General features: G+C 61.6%; 13 protein-coding genes. 10 read left to right on the top strand and 3 right to left on the bottom strand.

Annotation, left to right across the window (positions count from 1 at the left end):
- Nucleotides 1-42 precede the first annotated feature (42 nt).
- The 7 genes from dctP to Q0687_RS17980 all read left to right on the top strand — a co-directional run bounded on the left by dctP (nt 43) and on the right by Q0687_RS17980 (nt 7343).
- On the top strand, nt 43-1032 hold the full coding sequence (dctP, locus tag Q0687_RS18010; protein ID WP_298879190.1) for a TRAP transporter substrate-binding protein DctP: 990 nt from the start codon (nt 43-45) through the stop codon (nt 1030-1032).
- Between the two features lie 94 nt (nt 1033-1126).
- Nucleotides 1127-1639, top strand: coding sequence for a TRAP transporter small permease (locus Q0687_RS18005; RefSeq protein WP_298879188.1), 513 nt, complete (start codon nt 1127-1129; stop codon nt 1637-1639).
- Nucleotides 1640-1641: 2 nt separating this feature from the next.
- Nucleotides 1642-2940: a TRAP transporter large permease gene (locus Q0687_RS18000; protein ID WP_298879185.1), complete on the top strand. Its 1299-nt coding sequence runs from the start codon at nt 1642-1644 to the stop codon at nt 2938-2940.
- A gap of 5 nt (nt 2941-2945) precedes the next feature.
- On the top strand, nt 2946-3380 hold the full coding sequence (locus tag Q0687_RS17995) for a type II 3-dehydroquinate dehydratase (protein ID WP_298879181.1): 435 nt from the start codon (nt 2946-2948) through the stop codon (nt 3378-3380).
- A gap of 52 nt (nt 3381-3432) precedes the next feature.
- Nucleotides 3433-4119 (top strand): hypothetical protein, encoded by a 687-nt coding sequence (locus Q0687_RS17990; RefSeq protein WP_298879180.1) that lies wholly within the window; start codon nt 3433-3435, stop codon nt 4117-4119.
- Complete coding sequence (locus Q0687_RS17985) at nt 4116-5918, top strand: FAD-dependent oxidoreductase (protein ID WP_298879178.1); 1803 nt, start codon at nt 4116-4118, stop codon at nt 5916-5918. Before Q0687_RS17990 ends, Q0687_RS17985 begins: the two co-directional genes overlap by 4 nt.
- A 1164-nt stretch (nt 5919-7082) precedes the next feature.
- Nucleotides 7083-7343: a hypothetical protein gene (locus tag Q0687_RS17980; RefSeq protein WP_298879175.1), complete on the top strand. Its 261-nt coding sequence runs from the start codon at nt 7083-7085 to the stop codon at nt 7341-7343.
- Between the two features lie 9 nt (nt 7344-7352).
- Here Q0687_RS17980 and Q0687_RS17975 read toward each other — a convergent pair whose 3' ends face one another.
- Genes Q0687_RS17975 through Q0687_RS17965 form a run of 3 tightly spaced genes read right to left on the bottom strand, consistent with a single transcriptional unit; the run spans nt 7353 to nt 10865 of the window.
- Nucleotides 7353-8366, bottom strand: a complete 1014-nt coding sequence (locus tag Q0687_RS17975; RefSeq protein WP_298879172.1) for an ABC transporter permease — start codon at nt 8364-8366, stop codon at nt 7353-7355.
- 12 nt (nt 8367-8378) lie between these two features.
- Nucleotides 8379-9881, bottom strand: coding sequence for a sugar ABC transporter ATP-binding protein (locus tag Q0687_RS17970; RefSeq protein WP_298879169.1), 1503 nt, complete (start codon nt 9879-9881; stop codon nt 8379-8381).
- A gap of 30 nt (nt 9882-9911) precedes the next feature.
- Nucleotides 9912-10865, bottom strand: a complete 954-nt coding sequence (locus Q0687_RS17965; protein ID WP_298879167.1) for a sugar-binding protein — start codon at nt 10863-10865, stop codon at nt 9912-9914.
- 383 nt (nt 10866-11248) lie between these two features.
- On the opposite strand from Q0687_RS17965, the gene Q0687_RS17960 reads away from it, so the two are divergent.
- The 3 genes from Q0687_RS17960 (at nt 11249) to Q0687_RS17950 (ending at nt 17226) form a co-directional block, all read left to right on the top strand.
- Nucleotides 11249-11656 (top strand): hypothetical protein, encoded by a 408-nt coding sequence (locus Q0687_RS17960; RefSeq protein WP_298879166.1) that lies wholly within the window; start codon nt 11249-11251, stop codon nt 11654-11656.
- Nucleotides 11657-12210: 554 nt separating this feature from the next.
- Nucleotides 12211-15687, top strand: coding sequence for a patatin-like protein (locus Q0687_RS17955; protein ID WP_298879164.1), 3477 nt, complete (start codon nt 12211-12213; stop codon nt 15685-15687).
- Between the two features lie 75 nt (nt 15688-15762).
- The gene (locus Q0687_RS17950) at nt 15763-17226 is read left to right on the top strand and encodes a GH1 family beta-glucosidase (protein ID WP_298879162.1); all 1464 of its coding nucleotides are present in this window, start codon (nt 15763-15765) and stop codon (nt 17224-17226) included.
- Nucleotides 17227-17238: the final 12 nt, after the last annotated feature.

The following is a 17238-nucleotide window of genomic DNA, read 5'->3' as shown; positions in this document are numbered from 1 at the left end:
TTGGCTCACAGAAAGTACAAGAACGTCCTGGGAGGAATACGAATGAGAGCACCCTATTCGCGCCGTCGCGTTCTGGCTGCCGGCGCCTCCATGCTCGCCGCGGCGGCCATCGTCCCGACAACCGTCCGTGCCGCCACAAAGCTGCGGTTCAGCGCCGCCTTCACCGAAACCGACCTGCGAGCCCAGGCCTACAAGGAATTCGCCGCGGCGATCAAAGACCAGTTCGAGTTCGAGCCGTATTGGGGCAACACCCTGTTCAAGCAGGGCGCCGAATTGGTCGCGCTCCAGCGGGGCAATCTCGATCTGTGCAACCTCGCGCCCGCCGACATCTCCAAGCAGATCCCGGCCTGGTCGTTGCTCACTTCGGCGTTCCTTTTTCGCGATGCCGACCACATGGCGAAAACGTTCAAGAGCGATATCGGGAGAACCTTCATCAAGATGGCCAAGGATCAGCTTGGCATCCAGGTCATCACGCCGGTCTATTTCGGCTCGCGCAGTGTCAATTTGAAGCCGACGAAGGAAATCAAGACGCCAGCCGACATGGCCGGCATCAAGCTGCGGATGCCGCCAGGGGAGTTCTGGCAGTTTCTCGGCGAGTCGCTCGGCGCCAACCCGACGCCGGTCGCCTATGCCGAGCTCTACACGGCACTTCAGACGGGCACCGTCGATGGGCAGGACAATCCGGTCGTCGCCTCGAAGCTCATGAAGTTCGACGAGGTGACGACGCAGTTCGTCCTGACAAAGCATGTCATCGCCTATGACGTAATGGTCATCCGCTCCAAGATCTGGGATGCCCTGAGCCCAGCGCAGCAAGCTGAATTCCAGGCGGCCGCGGATAAGATGTCGGCGGAGAACATCAAGCGCTTCGACTCCCAGGAGGTCGAGACGCTTGAATACTTCAAGAAGGAGGGCAAGAAGGTCTACGCGCCGGACGTGGCCGCCTTCCGGACTTATGCCCAGAAGAAGTACATCGACAAGTACGGCAAGGATTGGCCGACGGGTGCGCTCGAGGCCATCAACGCAATCACGTAAGGCAAGCCCTTTACACGGACGACCGACGCCTCTTGCGGCGGTCGTCTGCCGTAGCGCTTGCTTGCTCCGGATACGCACCCCCGAAAGAGCGCCAATGCATCCCCGTCTCATCGCCGTCGCGCACTGGCTCAGGCATCGCGCAGAGAACGTTGCCGTGGCCTTGCTGGCGGTGATGTTTGGCACGTTTATCCTGCAGATCGTCTTCCGCTACGTCCTCAATGATCCACTCGGGTGGTCGGAGGAACTCATCATCACCACCTGGCTGTGGACGGTCCTGTGGGGAGCGGCATTCACGGTCAAGGAGACGGAGGAGATCCGCTTCGACATCATCTACTCGCAAATTTCGGAGCGCATGCGACGGATCTTCACCGTCATCACCGGCCTTGCGCTGGTTTTGATGTACGCCATCTCACTGCCGGCGGCCTACAGCTACGTCAGCTTCATGAAGGTCGAGCATTCGGCCTATCTGCGCGTGCCGCTCAACTGGATGTATTCGGTCTTCATCATCTTTGCGGTCGCTTGTATCGTGCGCTACCTCTGGCTGATGTGGCGCGCCTTTCGGGGCGATGCGTCGCCCGCGACCAACCCGGCGGAGCTCGGGGACTGAGAATGATTATCTCCCCCTTCGCCCTCTGCATCATCGGCATCGTGCTGCTCGGCGCTCTCGGTCTGCCGATCGGTCACGCGATGATCGTCTCGTCGGTATTCTATCTGCTGCTCAAGGGTCTCGACCTCGGCACGGCCGCCGAGCAGATCCTCAACGGCCTTTTCAACAGCTACGTCCTGCTTGCGATCCCGCTGTTCATCCTCGCTGCCGACCTGATGAACATCGGTAGCCTGACCGACCGGCTGCTGCGGTTCTGTCTGGTGCTGGTCGGCCGCTTCCGCGGCGGCCTCGGCCACGTCAATGTCGTATCCAACATGATCTTCGCCGGCATGTCCGGTTCGGCGATTGCCGACGCGGTCGGCATCGGCCGGATCATCATCGGCATGATGACCAAAGAGAACCGCTACCCGGTGGCCTATGCGGCGGCGATCACCGCCTCCGCCGCCATCATCGGCCCCATTATTCCGCCCTCGATCCCGATGGTGGTTTATGCCCTCGTTTCCGACACCTCCATTGGTTACCTGTTCCTCGGCGGCTTCGTGCCGGGCGTCATGCTCGGCATCGCCTTCATGGTGATGAACTCGATCATCGCGCGTCGGCGCAATTATCCGGTTGAGCCGGCGATTCCGCTGAAAGAGGTTCCACGGATCACATTGCGGGCTTTCCCGGCGCTGATGCTGCCGGTGATCCTGCTGTTCGGTATCTACGGCGGCGTGATGACGCCGACGGAAGGTGCAGCAGTGGCCGCCTTCTACGCGCTATTCGCCTCGACCGTGCTTTACCGCGCCGTGAGCTGGAGGCAGCTCTACGAGACCCTCCTGACCAGCAGCAAGGCCACGGCCTCGATCGGCATGCTGATCGCAGGAGCGATGATCTTCAACTACGTCGTCACGATCGAGAATGTTCCAGCCTCTCTGGCGCGCCTCATGCAGGGCCATGCCATGAGCCCGCCGGTATTCATGCTGGCTGTGAACGTCGTGTTGCTGGTCCTCGGCTGCCTGCTCGAGGGCACGACGATCCTCCTGATCATCGTGCCCATTTTCATCCCCACGGCAAAAGCCCTCGGTATCGATCTGGTGCATTTCGGCGTGGTGGTCGTCGTCAACATCATGATCGGCCTCTTGACGCCGCCTTATGGGCTGTTGCTATTCGTGCTGGCCAACATGACCAAGCAGCCGCTCGCGCGCATCGTGCGGGAAGCGGCGCCGTTCATCATCATGTCTCTGATCATACTCGTCATCATCGCGACCATCCCCGATGCCGTGCTTTGGTTGCCGCGGCTGTTTGGCTACAAAGGCTGAAAATCATGCAGAATGCGATCTACGTTCTCAACGGGCCGAACCTGAACCGGCTCGGCAAACGCGAGCCTGAGATTTACGGACGCACCACGCTCGCTGGAATCGAGGCGATGTGTCGCAAGGAAGCCGGCGATCGTCCGCTCGCGTTCCACCAAACCAACGCCGAAAGCCAGATGATTGATTGGATTCACGAGGCGACCGACGATGGAGGCGCTGGCATCATTATCAACCCGGCCGGCTGGTCCTTCACCTCGATCGCTCTGATGGACGCGCTGAAGATGTTTTCTGGCCCAATCATCGAATTGCACATCTCCAACATCCATCGGCGCGAGAGCCTCTATCACAATTCGCTGGTTTCGAAGGTCGCGACCTCCGTGATCGCCGGCCTGGGAGCAAACGGCTATCGCATCGCGGTCGCAGCGATGATGGAGATGCTGGGTTAACCCGCCGTCCGGAGCGGCGGTTTTGCAGGGCTAGTTTTCAGGAGGAATCGCGATGCCGCTCAAAGGCAGAGCTTTCATGGCGATCTGGCACGATATCGAGGCCAGCGGCGAGGCGGAATACAGCGACTGGCATACGCGCCAGCATATGCCCGAGCGGCTCGGCGTCCCGGGCTTTCTCGCCGGTCGGCGTGGCGTCGACTGGAATTTGGCCCACCAGCGCTGGTTCACGCTTTACGAGACGCGTACGCTCGAAGTGCTGAGCTCCGACGACTACCGGGCACGCCTCAACAACCCAACGCATTGGAGCAATCGCGTCCAACCCACCTTTCGCAACTTTGCGCGTTCGGCCTGCATTCTCTCTGCGAGCGCGGGACGCGGGATGGGGGGCGCAATGGCCACGATCAGGCTTGCTATGGGTAAGGATGCTCTGGCCGGTTTCGAGGCGACTGCCGACCGTCTGGCGCATCGTATAGCTCTTCTCGACGGCGTCTGCGGCGCCCATCTCGGCGTGGCCGCACCGCAGACGACACGGATCAAGACACGCGAGAGCGAACTCCGTGCCTCGACCGGCGAGGACGTCTTCGACGCAGTCGTTCTGGTCGACGGCGTCGGCCGTCGTGAACTGACCCGAGTGGTTTCCGACGTACAAAAACTGCTCCACACAGCTTTGACCGTCACTTCGCATGAGGATGGCATATATGATCTCGCTTATCTCCTGACAGCGGAGGACGTGGAGTGAAGATCGTCGCTGGCGCGACCGGGGTGCCCGGTAACGTCGGCGATACGAGCGCGCAGGTGCGCGCTCCCAAGGTCTGGGCTTCGCAGGGGCATCGCGAACAATCGTGGGACGTCGAGACCGACCTTCTTGTGGTAGGAGCGGGTGCCGCAGGCATGACCGCGGCTCTCGTTGGCGCGCTCGAAGGCCTCAAGGTTGTACTCTGTGAAAAAACGGACAAGGTGGGTGGCACCACCGCCTTTTCGGCAGGTAGCGTCTGGATTCCCGGTAGCAGCCAAAGCAGGAGCGCGGGCAGGCCGGACACCGTCGAAGCCGCGAGAACCTATCTAGGCGCGATGCTCGGCGACCATGTTAGCGATGCGCGTTTGGATGCATATCTCCGGATGGGCCCTCTGGTGCTGGACGACCTTGAAGCGCGGTCAAGCGTTCGATTCACCGCGCCCCCTATCCACCCTGACTACAAGGCGCTTCCGGGTGCCGCCACCGGTGGACGGGTTCTCGCCACAGTACCTTTCGACGGCCGCAAGCTCGGCGCCGACTTCGACCGGCTGAGGCCGCCGCGTCGCGAATTCATGGTGCTAGGCGGTATGATGATCGGAAAAGGCGACATCGATCCGCTACTGCACCCGTTTCGGTCATGGAAGAATTTGATACACGCTTTCGGTATGCTGGCGCGACACGGGCTCGACCGCCTTCGCTTCCAGCGCGGAACCCGCCTCGTCATGGGCAACGCGCTGGCCGCCCGACTGTTTTACGATGTGCGCCGAGCAGGCGTCGATGTGCGATTTGAAGCTGCCCTCCGACAACTGGTCGTCGAAGATGGGCGGGTGATCGGCCTGATCATCAACGTTCCTGGTCGCACGCTCTCTATACGTGCCCGCAAAGGTATCGTACTGGCGACTGGCGGCATCGGCTGGAGTGCTGAACTTCGCGAACGACTGCTTCCGCCCTCGGCGCGGCGCTTCTCGCTGGCGCCTGAATCCAATTCCGGAGATGGACTTTCCGCCGCCGAAGGTGCTGGTGGCGAGATCGTCTTTGATCTGGAGAGCTCTGCGCTGTGGATGCCGAGTTCGGTCATGCGGCAGCCCGACGGATATGTCTCCGTCTTCCCGCACATCATCCTTGACCGGGCGAAGCCGGGGCTCCTTGCTGTCGACCGCTCCGGCCGCCGTTTCGTCAACGAGGCCGACTCCTACCACGACTTCGTTGCAGCCATGCTTCACGCGAATGGCAAGGCCTCCAGGGTGCCATCGTTTCTCGTTTGCGATCGACGCTTCATCGCCGAATATGGGCTCGGTCTCATCCACCCCGGCACACGTAACCTTAAAAGATTTTGCGACGCCGGCTACTTGATCGTCGCCGATTCAGTCGAGGAGTTGGCGCGAAAGATCAGCAGCGAGCCGGGCGAGCTTCATGCCACGATCGAGCGCTACAATCGTTACGCAGAGACCGGCGTCGACGAAGAGTTCGGCCGAGGCGCAAGCGTCCTCAATCGCTTTAATGGCGATCCGGCGAACAAGCCGAACCCGTGTCTGCGCAGCATCGGACGGGGCCCCTTCTATGCCGTTGCGGTCTGGCCATCCGACCTCGCAAGCAGCGCCGGATTGCGGACCGATGTGCGTGGACGTGTGCTTCGGAGTGACGGCGAGGTGTTGAGCGGGCTCTATGCGGCAGGCAACGATGCCGTTTCAATTTTTCGCGGGACCTATCCGGGGCCTGGTACAATGCTGGGTCCGGCAATTGTATTTGGCTGGTGTGCGGCAATGGATGTGGCCGGAGCGTTAGCGAGCTACCCAGCCTAAGGTCCGCGGTTCCCGGCAAAGAAGCATAGGGCTGTCAGCTTGTGGGCCCATCTGCGAAGTTGCAGCGCGTCTGACGGAGGTCAGCTCATCGTGGCAGAGCAGACCAGATTTGTTCAACCTGAGTTCTTCGGACCCGAACCGGACGATCAATCCGGTTGCCTCGCCTTCCAAAAGCTGCGTGAGAAAATGGCCCTCGCTTCTTGGATAGCAGATCCAAAAATTCGTTTCGGTACTATTAGCCAAAGCACCGATCCGAAACCGGCCCCGCCGGTACCCCAGAGGAAGATCAAAAGGGTATCAACGACCGCCATAGGTGGCGCATCGACTCGGTGGTCGAGGTTTCCGTCCACCCAGCTTCCATAATGAGCGCTTGCTAGATAGAGAACTTGCAGGGAAGGGAAGTTCAGAAGCAGCGCAAGCAGCCACAGGAACTTGTTAGGCTTCCATTCAAGCGCTAGCGGAACCACGATAGCCACGATGAAACCCATGTAAGTGACGGGGCTCGCAAGAAGTGTCCTTACAAAGAATGAAAACACCGACGCTTCCATTTCGATGGCTACAATCTGCTTTTAGCCGTCAACCATAGCGGGTATTGATTGTTAAATTCCCGCTGTCTTCGATCGTTCGCCCGCTTGGTATTTACTGGCCATTAATTGAGGGCTTTCTGGGAATAGGCCCAGGTCTGTTCGTGGCCCGCAAGCGACCTCGCGAGACGTCCGCGGCTGTAAGGGGTTGAGCGAACATCAGTCGGCAAGCTGCTTAGTGAGCGCACAACCTAGCTTGGCTTTGTCGGCCTGGAGGGACTGGGCTCAAAGTTCGGATGATGTCATTATGCGTTTGTTTTGCCCGACGGGTCCAACAATGTTCTGTTTTTCGGAAATTAATTCTGATCTCCTTGCCTGCGGCTACTATGCATGGGGTTGTTTCGGTTTTTGCTCAAGGCGCGGACCGATATCCCGTCTCAACGTGCGCGCGCCTTGATCAGCCGCAAGGCAACATGTGGCGAGCTGCCCGTAAACTCTCCGGCGCCATAGTGCGGCGTTACCCGAGCACGACAAGGCAGAGACAATGTGGATCAGAGCATTCCTGCTGGGATTGAGCTTGACGGTTTGTGCGGCGCTTCCAGCCGACGCGCGATCTGGAGGCCTTGGTCATGACGATCCCTTGAATTCAGAGCACATCGGCGTCCTTCCGAGCGAAGTCCGGCAATATATTGCCGGGATATGCAGGGGCCCCGCGCGGGCCCAACACGATTTCGCGACCTATCTGCCGTCGGAGAAGCGATGGCGTATCAACCTCGAATATCTGCATTGCGAGGGGCTGGGCGCGTTTCGTCGGGGAAACCAGTGTCTCGACGTTGATTTCGTCGGCGACGGCTCGCACTTCCGCCTGGCGCGGAAGGGCTATGCGGAGTGCGGCTTCTGACGCCCGCCTTCACCCCTCGAGCGGGGCAGCAGCGAGGCTGGTCTGCGTCCGGCCCTTGGCTGCGCTCACGCGTAGCCGGCGCTGGACGAGATACTGGTCGGCGAGCACGCCGATCAGGATCACTGCGCCCATCACCGCGAAATTCAGCGAACTCGGGATTCCCAGCAGGTTGACCAGGTTCTGCAGCACCTGCAGCAGCACGGTGCCGAGCACGACGCCGACGATCGAGCCTTCGCCGCCGCGCAAGGAGCAGCCGCCGAGCACGGCCGCGGCGATGGCATAGAGCTCGTAGAACGAGCCGTGCACGGCCGGCGAGATCGAGCGGGTGTACATCGCGAACAGGATCGCGGCGAAGGCCGTCAGCCCGCCGCAAATCACATAGGCGGAAATCATCACGCGCTCGGAGCGGATGCCGGAATAGCGCGCGGCCTCCTCGTTCTTGCCGACGGCGTAGAGATAGCGGCCGAACACCGAGCGGTGCAGCAGCACCCACGCAATGGCGGCAACGACAATCAGGGCCACAAGGCTGTGCGGGACGGGAAAGCCCAGCAAATCGGTGCGGCCTGCGGTCAGCCATTCCAGCGTCGGGAAGCTGGCGCCGAAGCCGAAGCCGGCGGTCGCGTCCTCGGTGTAATAGCGCGCCGCGCCGCGATAGATCAGAAGGCCGCACAGCGTCACCACGAACGGCTGGATATGCATCCGCGTCACCAGCGCGCCGTGCACGAGGCCGATCACGAGGCCGCTCGCGATGATCGCGGCAAAGGCGAGCATCCAGTTGACGTCGTGATTGACGATGAGGTCGATGAAGAGAACGCCGAGCAGCGCGATCACCGATCCGACTGAGAGCTCGATCCCGCCGATGATGATGACGAAGGCTTCCGCGATCGAGAAGATGCCGAACATCCCGACCTGGTTCAGCGTGTTGGAGAGGTTGCCGACGTAGAGGAAACGCGGATTGATCAAGGCCACGACCGCGCCGACGACGAGGATCAGGACCAGCAGGCTCAGATCTTTCTTGTTCAAGGCACCCTCATCTCAAACCGCGTGGCCGACGGCCAACTGAAGCACGTTGTGCTCGCTGAACTGGCTGCGATCAAGGAAACCCGAGATCGCCCCCTCGTGCATGACGGCGATCCGGTCGCTGACCCCGATCACCTCCTCCATGTCGCTCGAAATCATCAGGATCGCGACGCCAGTGTCGGTCAGCCGGCGCAGCATCTCGTAGATCTCCTGCTTGGCGCCGACGTCGACACCGCGCGTCGGCTCGTCGAAGATCAGTACCTTGGGCCGCATCGACAGCCATTTGGCCAGTACGACCTTCTGCTGATTGCCGCCGGACAACGAGCCGACGGTGGTTGAAACGTCCGGCGCACGGATCTTGAGCTGCTCGCGCTGGGCCCGCGCGTTCTTGGTCTCCTGCGCGGTGTTCACCAGGAAGAAGCGCAGATAGGACGACAGATCCGGTAGCGAAATGTTCTCGGCTATCGAGACGTCGAGCAGAAGCCCGCAGCCCTTGCGGTCCTCCGGGATCAGGTAGATGCCATGGTCGATCGCCGCGCGCGGGGTCGTCACGCGGATCGCTTCGCCATTCAGCTTGATCGCGCCGCCCCGGAGCGGATCGACGCCAAAAACGGCGCGCGCCAGCTCGGTTCGGCCGGAGCCGACGAGGCCGGCCAGCCCCAAAATCTCGCCGCGGCGAACCGACAGGCTCACCGCGCGCTCCGGATAGGTGTCAGTGACGGCCTCGACGATGTCGAGCACGGCCTCGCCGGGCGGGGCAGCCGGCGGCACGTAGAGCGATTTGAGGTCGCGGCCGATCATCAGGCGGATCATCGCGGCCGGCGACAGCTCGGCGCGGGTCAGCGCACCGACCATGCGCCCGTCGCGCAACACCACCGCGCGGTCGGCGCATTGCATCACCTCGTTGAGGCGATGGGTGATGAAGATGATGCTGACGCCGTGGGCCTTCAGGGCCGCGATGACCCGCATCAGCCGGTCGGTCTCGGACAGGGTCAGGCTCGAGGTCGGCTCATCCATGATCACGAGGCGCGCATCGAGCGACAGCGCCTTCATGATCTCGACGAGCTGGCGCTGGGCAAGCGACAGCCCGGCAAGCGGCGCGTCCGGGGCGAAATCGGCACCTAGGCGGTCGAGCAGCGGCTGCGTCTTGGCGTAGAGCGCCTTGCGGTCGATCAGCCGCAGCGGCCCGCCATGCACGGGCTCCCGGCCGATGAACACATTGCCGGCAACGTCGAGATTGTCGAACAGGTTGAGCTCTTGATGGACGAAGGCGATGCCCGCGGCGATCGCTTCGGCCACCGTCAGCGCGCTCCGCTCGACGCCGTCGACGCGGATGCGGCCGCCGCTCGGCTCGACCACGCCGCCGAGCACCTTCATCAAGGTCGACTTGCCGGCGCCGTTCTCGCCGATCAGCGCGATTACCTCGCCCGGCGACACGGCAAGGCCGACGTGGTCGAGTGCGACCACGCCGGGATAGCTCTTGCTGATGTCGACGAGTTCGAGAAACGGCTCAGTCATTGAAGGCTACGGGCAACGCCCGCACGTCTCCTACTTCTTGAGCATCGCCTTCATCGAACCCATGAAGTCGTCGACATTGCTCTTGTCGATGACCTTGCCGGGCACGATGATGATGCCGTTGGCGGGCACGCCGGACTTGTCGCCCTCGATGTACTTCGCCATCAGCTTCATGCCCTGATAGCCCCACTCGAATGGCTGCTGCACGACTGTGCCGGCGATAGCACCTTCCTTGACGCCGCCCAGGGTGATCGGATCCTCGTCGAAGCCGATGATCTGGATCTTTCCGAGCTTGCCGGCCTCCTTCAGCACTTCATAGATGCGCGGGGTGTTGTAGGAATAGAAGCCGACGAGGCAGCTCACGTCGGGCATGGCGGCGAGGATGTCCTCGACGTTGCGCTTGGCGCGGGTCTGATCGATCTCGTCGCCGCGAACGTCGACCAGCTCGACCTTGGAACCCTTGATGGTCTCCTTGACGCCTTCGATGCGCTCGCGGGCGTTGTCGGCGCCGGGAAGGCCGACGAAGCCGACGCATTTGCCGCCGTTCGGCAGCGCCTTGAGCATCAGCTTGCCGGCGTCCTTGCCGAGGTCGACGTTGGACGAGCCGATATAGGCGATGCGCTTCGAGTTCGGTGCATCGCTATCCGTGGTGAACAGCAGCGTCTGCGAGGCGATCTTGTTGAGATGCTCGACCTGGTTCTTCGGGTCGACCGCGCTGACCATGATGCCGGCGGCACCGGCGGCAACGAGGTCGTCCATCATGCGCTGCTGAACGGCGGCAGCGGCTTGTTCCGGATATTTGAGCTGAAGATTGTAGTTGGGCAGTTCGCCCTGGGCCTTCTTCACGCCGGCTTCCGCGATCTTCCAGAAGTCGGACGCGCCGTTGACGACGAAAGCCAGGACCTTCTTGTCGGCCGCGTTCGCCGAGCCGAGGCCCAGAGCGATCGAAAACGCGACAGATACACCTGCGATCAAGAGACGCTGCATGTCATCCTCCCCTTATGCGGTCAGCCCTTGATGGAGGCCAACTCTGCTTCAGCCCGAATTGGGCACATGCCTCACACCCCCCGTGGGGCCGTACAGGTTGGCCGCCATCCGCATCTTTGCGGAGGGGGCGGGTCACCGGCCGGCCCATGAGGTGAAATGAGGCGCGTACCTCAACCGTAGCAAAAGCACGTCGAGCGTGCAACAGGAGGCGACGTTCGCGCGCATTCGCCCCAAAGTTCGCCTCGCCGGCGTTCATCATCCTGAACATGCTGGGGAACTTGAAGCTCAGGCGCGGGGACCGGATTGGTACGGGCTAGGTTCTTAACCACGCTTTAGCGCTGATCGTGCGGATGATCGGCGTGGCGAGACCAGGGAGACCGGCCATGCTGAAGGACGGTACCTACGCGGCGTGGTACAAGACGCCATTCGATCAGGGCACCGGCATCGTCCATGTTGCCGACGGCCAGATCTGGGGCCGCGACAGCCTGATGACGTATCACGGTTTCTGCCAGCTCGATGGCGATCGTTTCACCGCGACCGTGTCGACGAAGCGTCACACCGACGGGCGTGACACGGTGTTCGGCGTTTATGACGAGCTCACGCTTGAGATCGAGGGGATGTGCCCCGGCAAGATTGCCACCTACACGGCGACATCAGGGCAGGCGCGGGGAGTCGTCCTCCAGGGCACGCTCATCTTGACGGAACAGCCGGTGGCGGCACCTGAGCGAGCGGGAGAGGTCCCAGCGTTCAATCCCGGCAAGCTGCCAAAGCTGCCGAAGCGCACGCGCTGAGGCGGCGCGCCCGTTCGAATCTCAAGTCCGCTCGTCAGGAAAGGCTGTCGCCCTGGTAGAGGCGTCCAGCCTCGTTGTGATCGACGCGCGTCAACGAGACGAGGTCCAACTTGTGGGGCCCGACTGCTGGTGCGCCTGTCGAAAGCTTGCCCAGGCATTGAAGAATCACGCAACCTCTCCCGAGGCGCTTGACACCAAACAGGGCCTGCAGATCCAAAATCCCGGTGAGTTGCGTCGTACACACAATTCTTCCAGAAATTGCTTGGACCAGCGCGCCGATTTTCGGTATCAATGGTTGTCAATAGAACATATTGCACCAAGACATAGACGAACGTCGCCGAGGTCAATATTGCCGTGCCTCCGTTCGATACGAGTCTGCGCCGGCCGAGGCGTGCTGGTCCGGCCTTGAGAGCATGGATCTGACGAAGCCCCGGCGCGATTTCAGCGGCGTCGGCGAAGAGAGTTGTTGAGCACCGGTGAACGACGTCGCGGGCCTCGCACGGGGCACGTGTCGACAAATTGCGCCAGCATCAAATTTAGAACGGGGCGTGACGATGACTGACTCTGCTGCGACCGGCGGGGCGCCGACAACCCAGAACAATTCCTACGCGCGTGAGATCCGCTTCGGCGTCGTCATGTATGGCGGCGTCTCGCTTGCGATCTACATCAATGGCGCATCGAATGAACTGTACGAAATGGCCTGTGCGACACCGAAGGGGCGGGATACGCCGGGGGGCGGACGCACGCGCGAGGTATATCGAAAGGCGTCCTGGCTGCTGCGCGACCAGAACCTGCGCGACAGGTATCTTGCCTACATCCGCGGCCAGAAGTTGCCGGTCAATGCGCGCAATCCGGCTTTGACGGATCCGTTCGGCGCGGATGCAACGTTCACGTCGACGGAACGAACTCGCTTCGTGATCGACGCGATCGCGGGCACCTCGGCGGGTGGCATCAACGGCTTGTTTCTCGCGAAAGCGCTGGTCAACGGACAGGATTTCTCTCCGTTGAAGAAATTATGGATTCAGGAAGGCGATATCGGTGGTCTGCTCAATGACAGCCAGTCGTATCAAGGCCTGGAATTCGCCAAGACCGACGACCCGCCCCAGTCGCTTCTGAACAGCGATCGGATGTACGTCAAGCTCGTTGGCGCGTTCCAAGGCATGGCAAACGTCATCCCGCAAGTGGGTCGAGGTGAGCCGGCCCTCGTCGATGAACTCGACCTTTTCATCACGACGACGGACATTCGAGGAGCGATTGTGCCCCTGCGCCTGTTCGACAAGGTCGTGTACGAAAAGAGGTACAAGCAGGTCTATCGGTTCCGGCATCCATCCGCGGACGGCACCAATCATTTTGACGACAGCTCCGTCCCGTTTCTCGCGTTCGCAGCACGGTGCACGTCATCCTTTCCCTTCGCGTTCGAGCCGATGTCCGTGGCCGACGCGCAGCGCCTGTGTGATGCAAATCCGACTGGCGGGCAGGTGGATTTCGACCGATGGAAGTCATTCTTCACCGGCCTTTCGAGCGATGACATCGCTAGCGGTCGTTGGCGCACACGCGCATTTGGAGATGGCGGATATCTCGACAACAAGCCGTTCAGCTATGTCGTCGAGACCCTGTCGCTGCGCCTCGGCGGGCTGCCCATGGAACGGAAGCTGATCTATCTCGAGCCGGCGCCGACCAATCCCGAATTGGAGCGTGCGGTCTTTGATAGGAAGCCCGATGCGCTCGAAAACGCCTTGGGAGCACTGTTCACAATTCCGCAGGACGAGACGATCAGGGAAGATCTCGAGGCCATCCTGGCCCGCAACCGGCGCATCGAGCGGGTCGAGCGGATCGTCCGTCAGGTCGAAACGGAAATCGAGGAGCGGCGTGACGATCCCTACGCACGCATAGAACTCGAAGGTGAAAACCATGATCAGGTGCCCGCGTGGGAATCACGCGACCTGCGCGATATGGCCAATTACTACGGAACGGCCTTCCTTCCATACCGACAGCTCCGGGTGATGACGGTGACCGACGATATCGCGGAGCAATTGGCTGTCTGGTGGAATATCGACAGCAAATCCGATCGCTTGTACGCGATGAAAGCCATGGCTCGCGTGTGGCGCGATGCGCACTACTACGAGAACAAGAAGGAGAGCAGGGGTCGCAGGGAATCCGTCAATGCGTTTCTCCAGAGCTATGACGTGAAATACTATGTCAGGCGTGGCAGCTTCATTCTGCGTAAGGTGCATCAGCTCCTCAGCCTGGTGAGAAAGCTCGGCCTGCCCGGCGGCCCGCCGAAGCTGACTGACATCGAGCAACATCTCTACGACCTTTGGGAGCACCATCCGAAAACAAGGGAATCGATGGACTTCGGCCGTCTCGTCGATGCGCTGACCTGCCTTGCTCATGGATTGGGCGCTGCAATCGGCGAGATCCGCCGGGTCACGCCGCTCCGCGCGCCTTCCGAAAACGCTGACGCGAGAAAAACGCATCATGACGAGCTCGAGGCCGTGCTTCATCTCCTCCTTGGCGAGGGGGCAGTCACGGCATTGGCGTCGCACGCCGGCGGTACGGTCCCGGTATCGAATGATCTGCCGACGCCCAGCCCATTGCTCACGCTTCAGGAAAACGTCTTTGCAAGGGCGACAACGCTCTACCAATACGCAGCGCAGGCTAATCTGACCGGCCTCCAGAAGGGTCTGCAAGACGACATCGAGCTGATCCGGCGCGCCTATGCCAGCGCAATAGATGGATCGTCGGGGGGCGTGCCATCCGCTCATGATCTGCTTGGAAAGCCGAGCCTGCGCGCCACGCCCATCGAGGGCGGGCATCGCGTGGATGTTTACGTCGAGGACCTCGCCGCCGGCGGCGACGCGCTCAATGGGGTTGAGGGCAAGGCGCTGCGAGCGTTCCTTGCCGACTACTATATGCGGTTCGACGAGTACGACCAGGTGAGCTTCCCACTCTATTACGACACCGGAACCGGAGAGCCGTCGACTGTCGAGGTGGTCCGGGTTAGCCCCGAAGACGCCTGCAGCCTGATCGACGAGCATAATGAGCAGGGGACCGTCGTTCACCAACGGCTCAAGCTTGCGGGAACGGCGTTGTTTCATTTTGGCGGTTTCCTCGACGCGCAGTGGCGGCGGAACGACATCATGTGGGGGCGCCTGGATGGTTGCGAGCGGCTGCTGACCACTCTGTTTCCTGCAAAGGAAGACAAGGAGATCAGGGACGCCTTACTTCTGGAGGCGCAGCTCATGATCGTACGCGAGGAAATGAAACCGGAGGGATACGCCGAGTTGGTCGACCGGTTCGGACAGGCGCTTGCGGAACAGAAGAATGCAACGCTCGAGGGCGCCTTCGATGATCTCTGGGGGCAACTTGCGCTTACAGCCGGCGGACAGCGTCGCACGCAGATCGCCCAGGCGCTGAGGGCGGTTCTGGGCGACGAAGGCATGCTCAATTACGTGCGCGAGCATTATGAGGTTGACCGCCAGCTCGACAGACAGGTCGCGCTGCAAACCAGCACACGCGCGCTGACCATTACCGGTCGGATTCTCGAGGAGCTGGAGCAGCGCCGCCGGGGCCAGCGGAGCTGGATGTTGTGGGTCACGCGCGCCGGCCGCGCGACCCAGGTGTTGCTCGCGATCGCGACGCCGGGCAGCTTCGGTCAGATCTTTTTTCGCTACTGGCTCGGCTTGCTGTACATCTTCGAGCTCGTGATCATCGGCGGCGCGACGCTGCTGGGTGCAACCGGCACTCGCAATTTCGGTTGGACCGCCTTCGCCATCACGCTGCTCATCCATCTGGCGAGCCTGGTGACGGGAGACTATGTTGGTCGGAGGCGAAGTTGGATCAAGCCCATCGCCATCGCTCTCTTGCTGATGGCCATCGTGCTCATATTCCTTGGCGCAATGGTGCTCGCCAATGGCGGCCTCCACGGAATCAACTGCCCCGGAGGGCACAATGCATTCGGTGGGGTCTTCGACATGCTGTGTCAGCCGGGCAACAGCGTTGATCCCCATGCGCCCCGGCCGGGAGGATGACGGGAACGCCACTTCTCAAATCGGTTGGAACTGTCCAGTGTGCCGCGGCAACAGCAGCACACCGGAGCAGTGTCAATGTCGAACAAGTTCTCGCGTCGCCAGTTCGCGAAACTCGCGGGATTGTCCGCAGCAGGTGTAGCTAGTCCGTGTGAGCTCGTCGAAGCCAAGCCGGTTCCGGCACGACGGGCCACCGGCGGCTTCCCACCGGGCTTCCTCTGGGGCACCGCGACCTCGTCCTATCAGGTCGAGGGCGCGGTCGACGAGGACGGGCGAGGGGCCTCGATCTGGGACAAGTTCGTCCGCATCCCCGGCAAGATCGAGGACGGCACCAATGGCGATCGCGCCAATGAGCATTATCATCGCTACAAGGACGATATCGCACTCATCAGGGAGCTCGGCTGCAAGGCCTATCGGTTCTCGGTGGCCTGGCCACGGGTGTTTCCGGACGGCGACGGCAAGCCGAACCCTAAGGGGCTCGACTTCTATAATCGCCTGGTCGACGAGCTGCTGAAGAACGGAATCGAGCCGTGGCTGACGCTTTATCACTGGGACCTGCCGCAATCATTGCAGGATCGTTTTGGCGGCTGGCGCTCGACCGAGACCTGCAAGATCTTCGGAGACTACGCGGCCTATGTCGCCGAGCATCTCACCGATCGCGTCAGGAACGTGTTCACCCTGAACGAGAGCGGCCGCTTCGTTTATTTTGGCTATGGCATCGGCATCGACGCGCCCGGTCTGACGCTGCCGCAGGCCGACGTGAACCAGATCAGGCATAACAGCGCGCTCGCCCATGGGCTGGCGGTGCAGGCGGTGCGCGCCCATGGCCGCCGCGGCACGCGCGTCGGACCTGCCGAGAACATCGATGCCTGCATTCCCGCAATCGACACGCCCGAAAACGTCCGTGCCACCGAGATCGCGCTGCGCGAGCTGAATGCCGGCTATCTCAACGTCATCATGACCGGCCGCTATACCGAGGCGTTCCTGAAATATGCAGGCGCCGACGCGCCGAAATACACCGACGCGGAATTGAAGATCATCTCCTCGCCGATCGACTTCCTCGGCCTCAACATCTACGCGCCGCAGCACTACATCGTCGCCTCCGACCAGGGCGCGGGCTTCAAGCCGTTGCCGATCCCGAAATCCTTCCCGCACATGAATTCGGACTGGCTGCGCGTCGGTCCCGAGACGATCTACTGGGTGCCGAAGCTGGCTGCAAAGATCTGGAAGACCGATGCGATCTATATTAGCGAGAACGGCACCTCCGGCGACGACCAGGTGACGCAAGACGGCAAGATCTACGACACCGACCGCATCATGTACTTACGCAACTATCTCGCCCAGCTCCAGCGCGCCACCGCGGAAGGAGCCCCCGTGCGCGGCTATTTCCTCTGGAGCCTGATGGACAATTTCGAATGGGTATATGGCCTCAACAAGCGCTTCGGGCTGTACCACGTCAATTTCGACACCCAGGTGCGAACGGCCAAGCTCAGCGCGAGTTTCTATCGCAACGTGATCGCGAAGAACGCGGCGGGGGCTTGAGCCCGGATTTTA

It is taken from the genome of uncultured Bradyrhizobium sp. (genome assembly GCF_936928535.1).
Lineage (GTDB): Bacteria > Pseudomonadota > Alphaproteobacteria > Rhizobiales > Xanthobacteraceae > Bradyrhizobium.
This window is presented reverse-complemented; position numbering and strand designations above follow the sequence as displayed.

Excerpts from the sequence above, each read along its gene's own strand:
- dctP (WP_298879190.1), top strand. The coding sequence starts at position 43 with ATGAGAGCACCCTATTCGCGCCGTCGCGTTCTGGCTGCCGGCGCCTCC.
- Q0687_RS18005 (WP_298879188.1), top strand. The coding sequence starts at position 1,127 with ATGCATCCCCGTCTCATCGCCGTCGCGCACTGGCTCAGGCATCGCGCA.
- Q0687_RS18000 (WP_298879185.1), top strand. The coding sequence starts at position 1,642 with ATGATTATCTCCCCCTTCGCCCTCTGCATCATCGGCATCGTGCTGCTC.
- Q0687_RS17995 (WP_298879181.1), top strand. The coding sequence starts at position 2,946 with ATGCAGAATGCGATCTACGTTCTCAACGGGCCGAACCTGAACCGGCTC.
- Q0687_RS17990 (WP_298879180.1), top strand. The coding sequence starts at position 3,433 with ATGCCGCTCAAAGGCAGAGCTTTCATGGCGATCTGGCACGATATCGAG.
- Q0687_RS17970 (WP_298879169.1), bottom strand. The coding sequence starts at position 9,881 with ATGACTGAGCCGTTTCTCGAACTCGTCGACATCAGCAAGAGCTATCCC.
- Q0687_RS17965 (WP_298879167.1), bottom strand. The coding sequence starts at position 10,865 with ATGCAGCGTCTCTTGATCGCAGGTGTATCTGTCGCGTTTTCGATCGCT.
- Q0687_RS17960 (WP_298879166.1), top strand. The coding sequence starts at position 11,249 with ATGCTGAAGGACGGTACCTACGCGGCGTGGTACAAGACGCCATTCGAT.
- Q0687_RS17955 (WP_298879164.1), top strand. The coding sequence starts at position 12,211 with ATGACTGACTCTGCTGCGACCGGCGGGGCGCCGACAACCCAGAACAAT.
- Q0687_RS17950 (WP_298879162.1), top strand. The coding sequence starts at position 15,763 with ATGTCGAACAAGTTCTCGCGTCGCCAGTTCGCGAAACTCGCGGGATTG.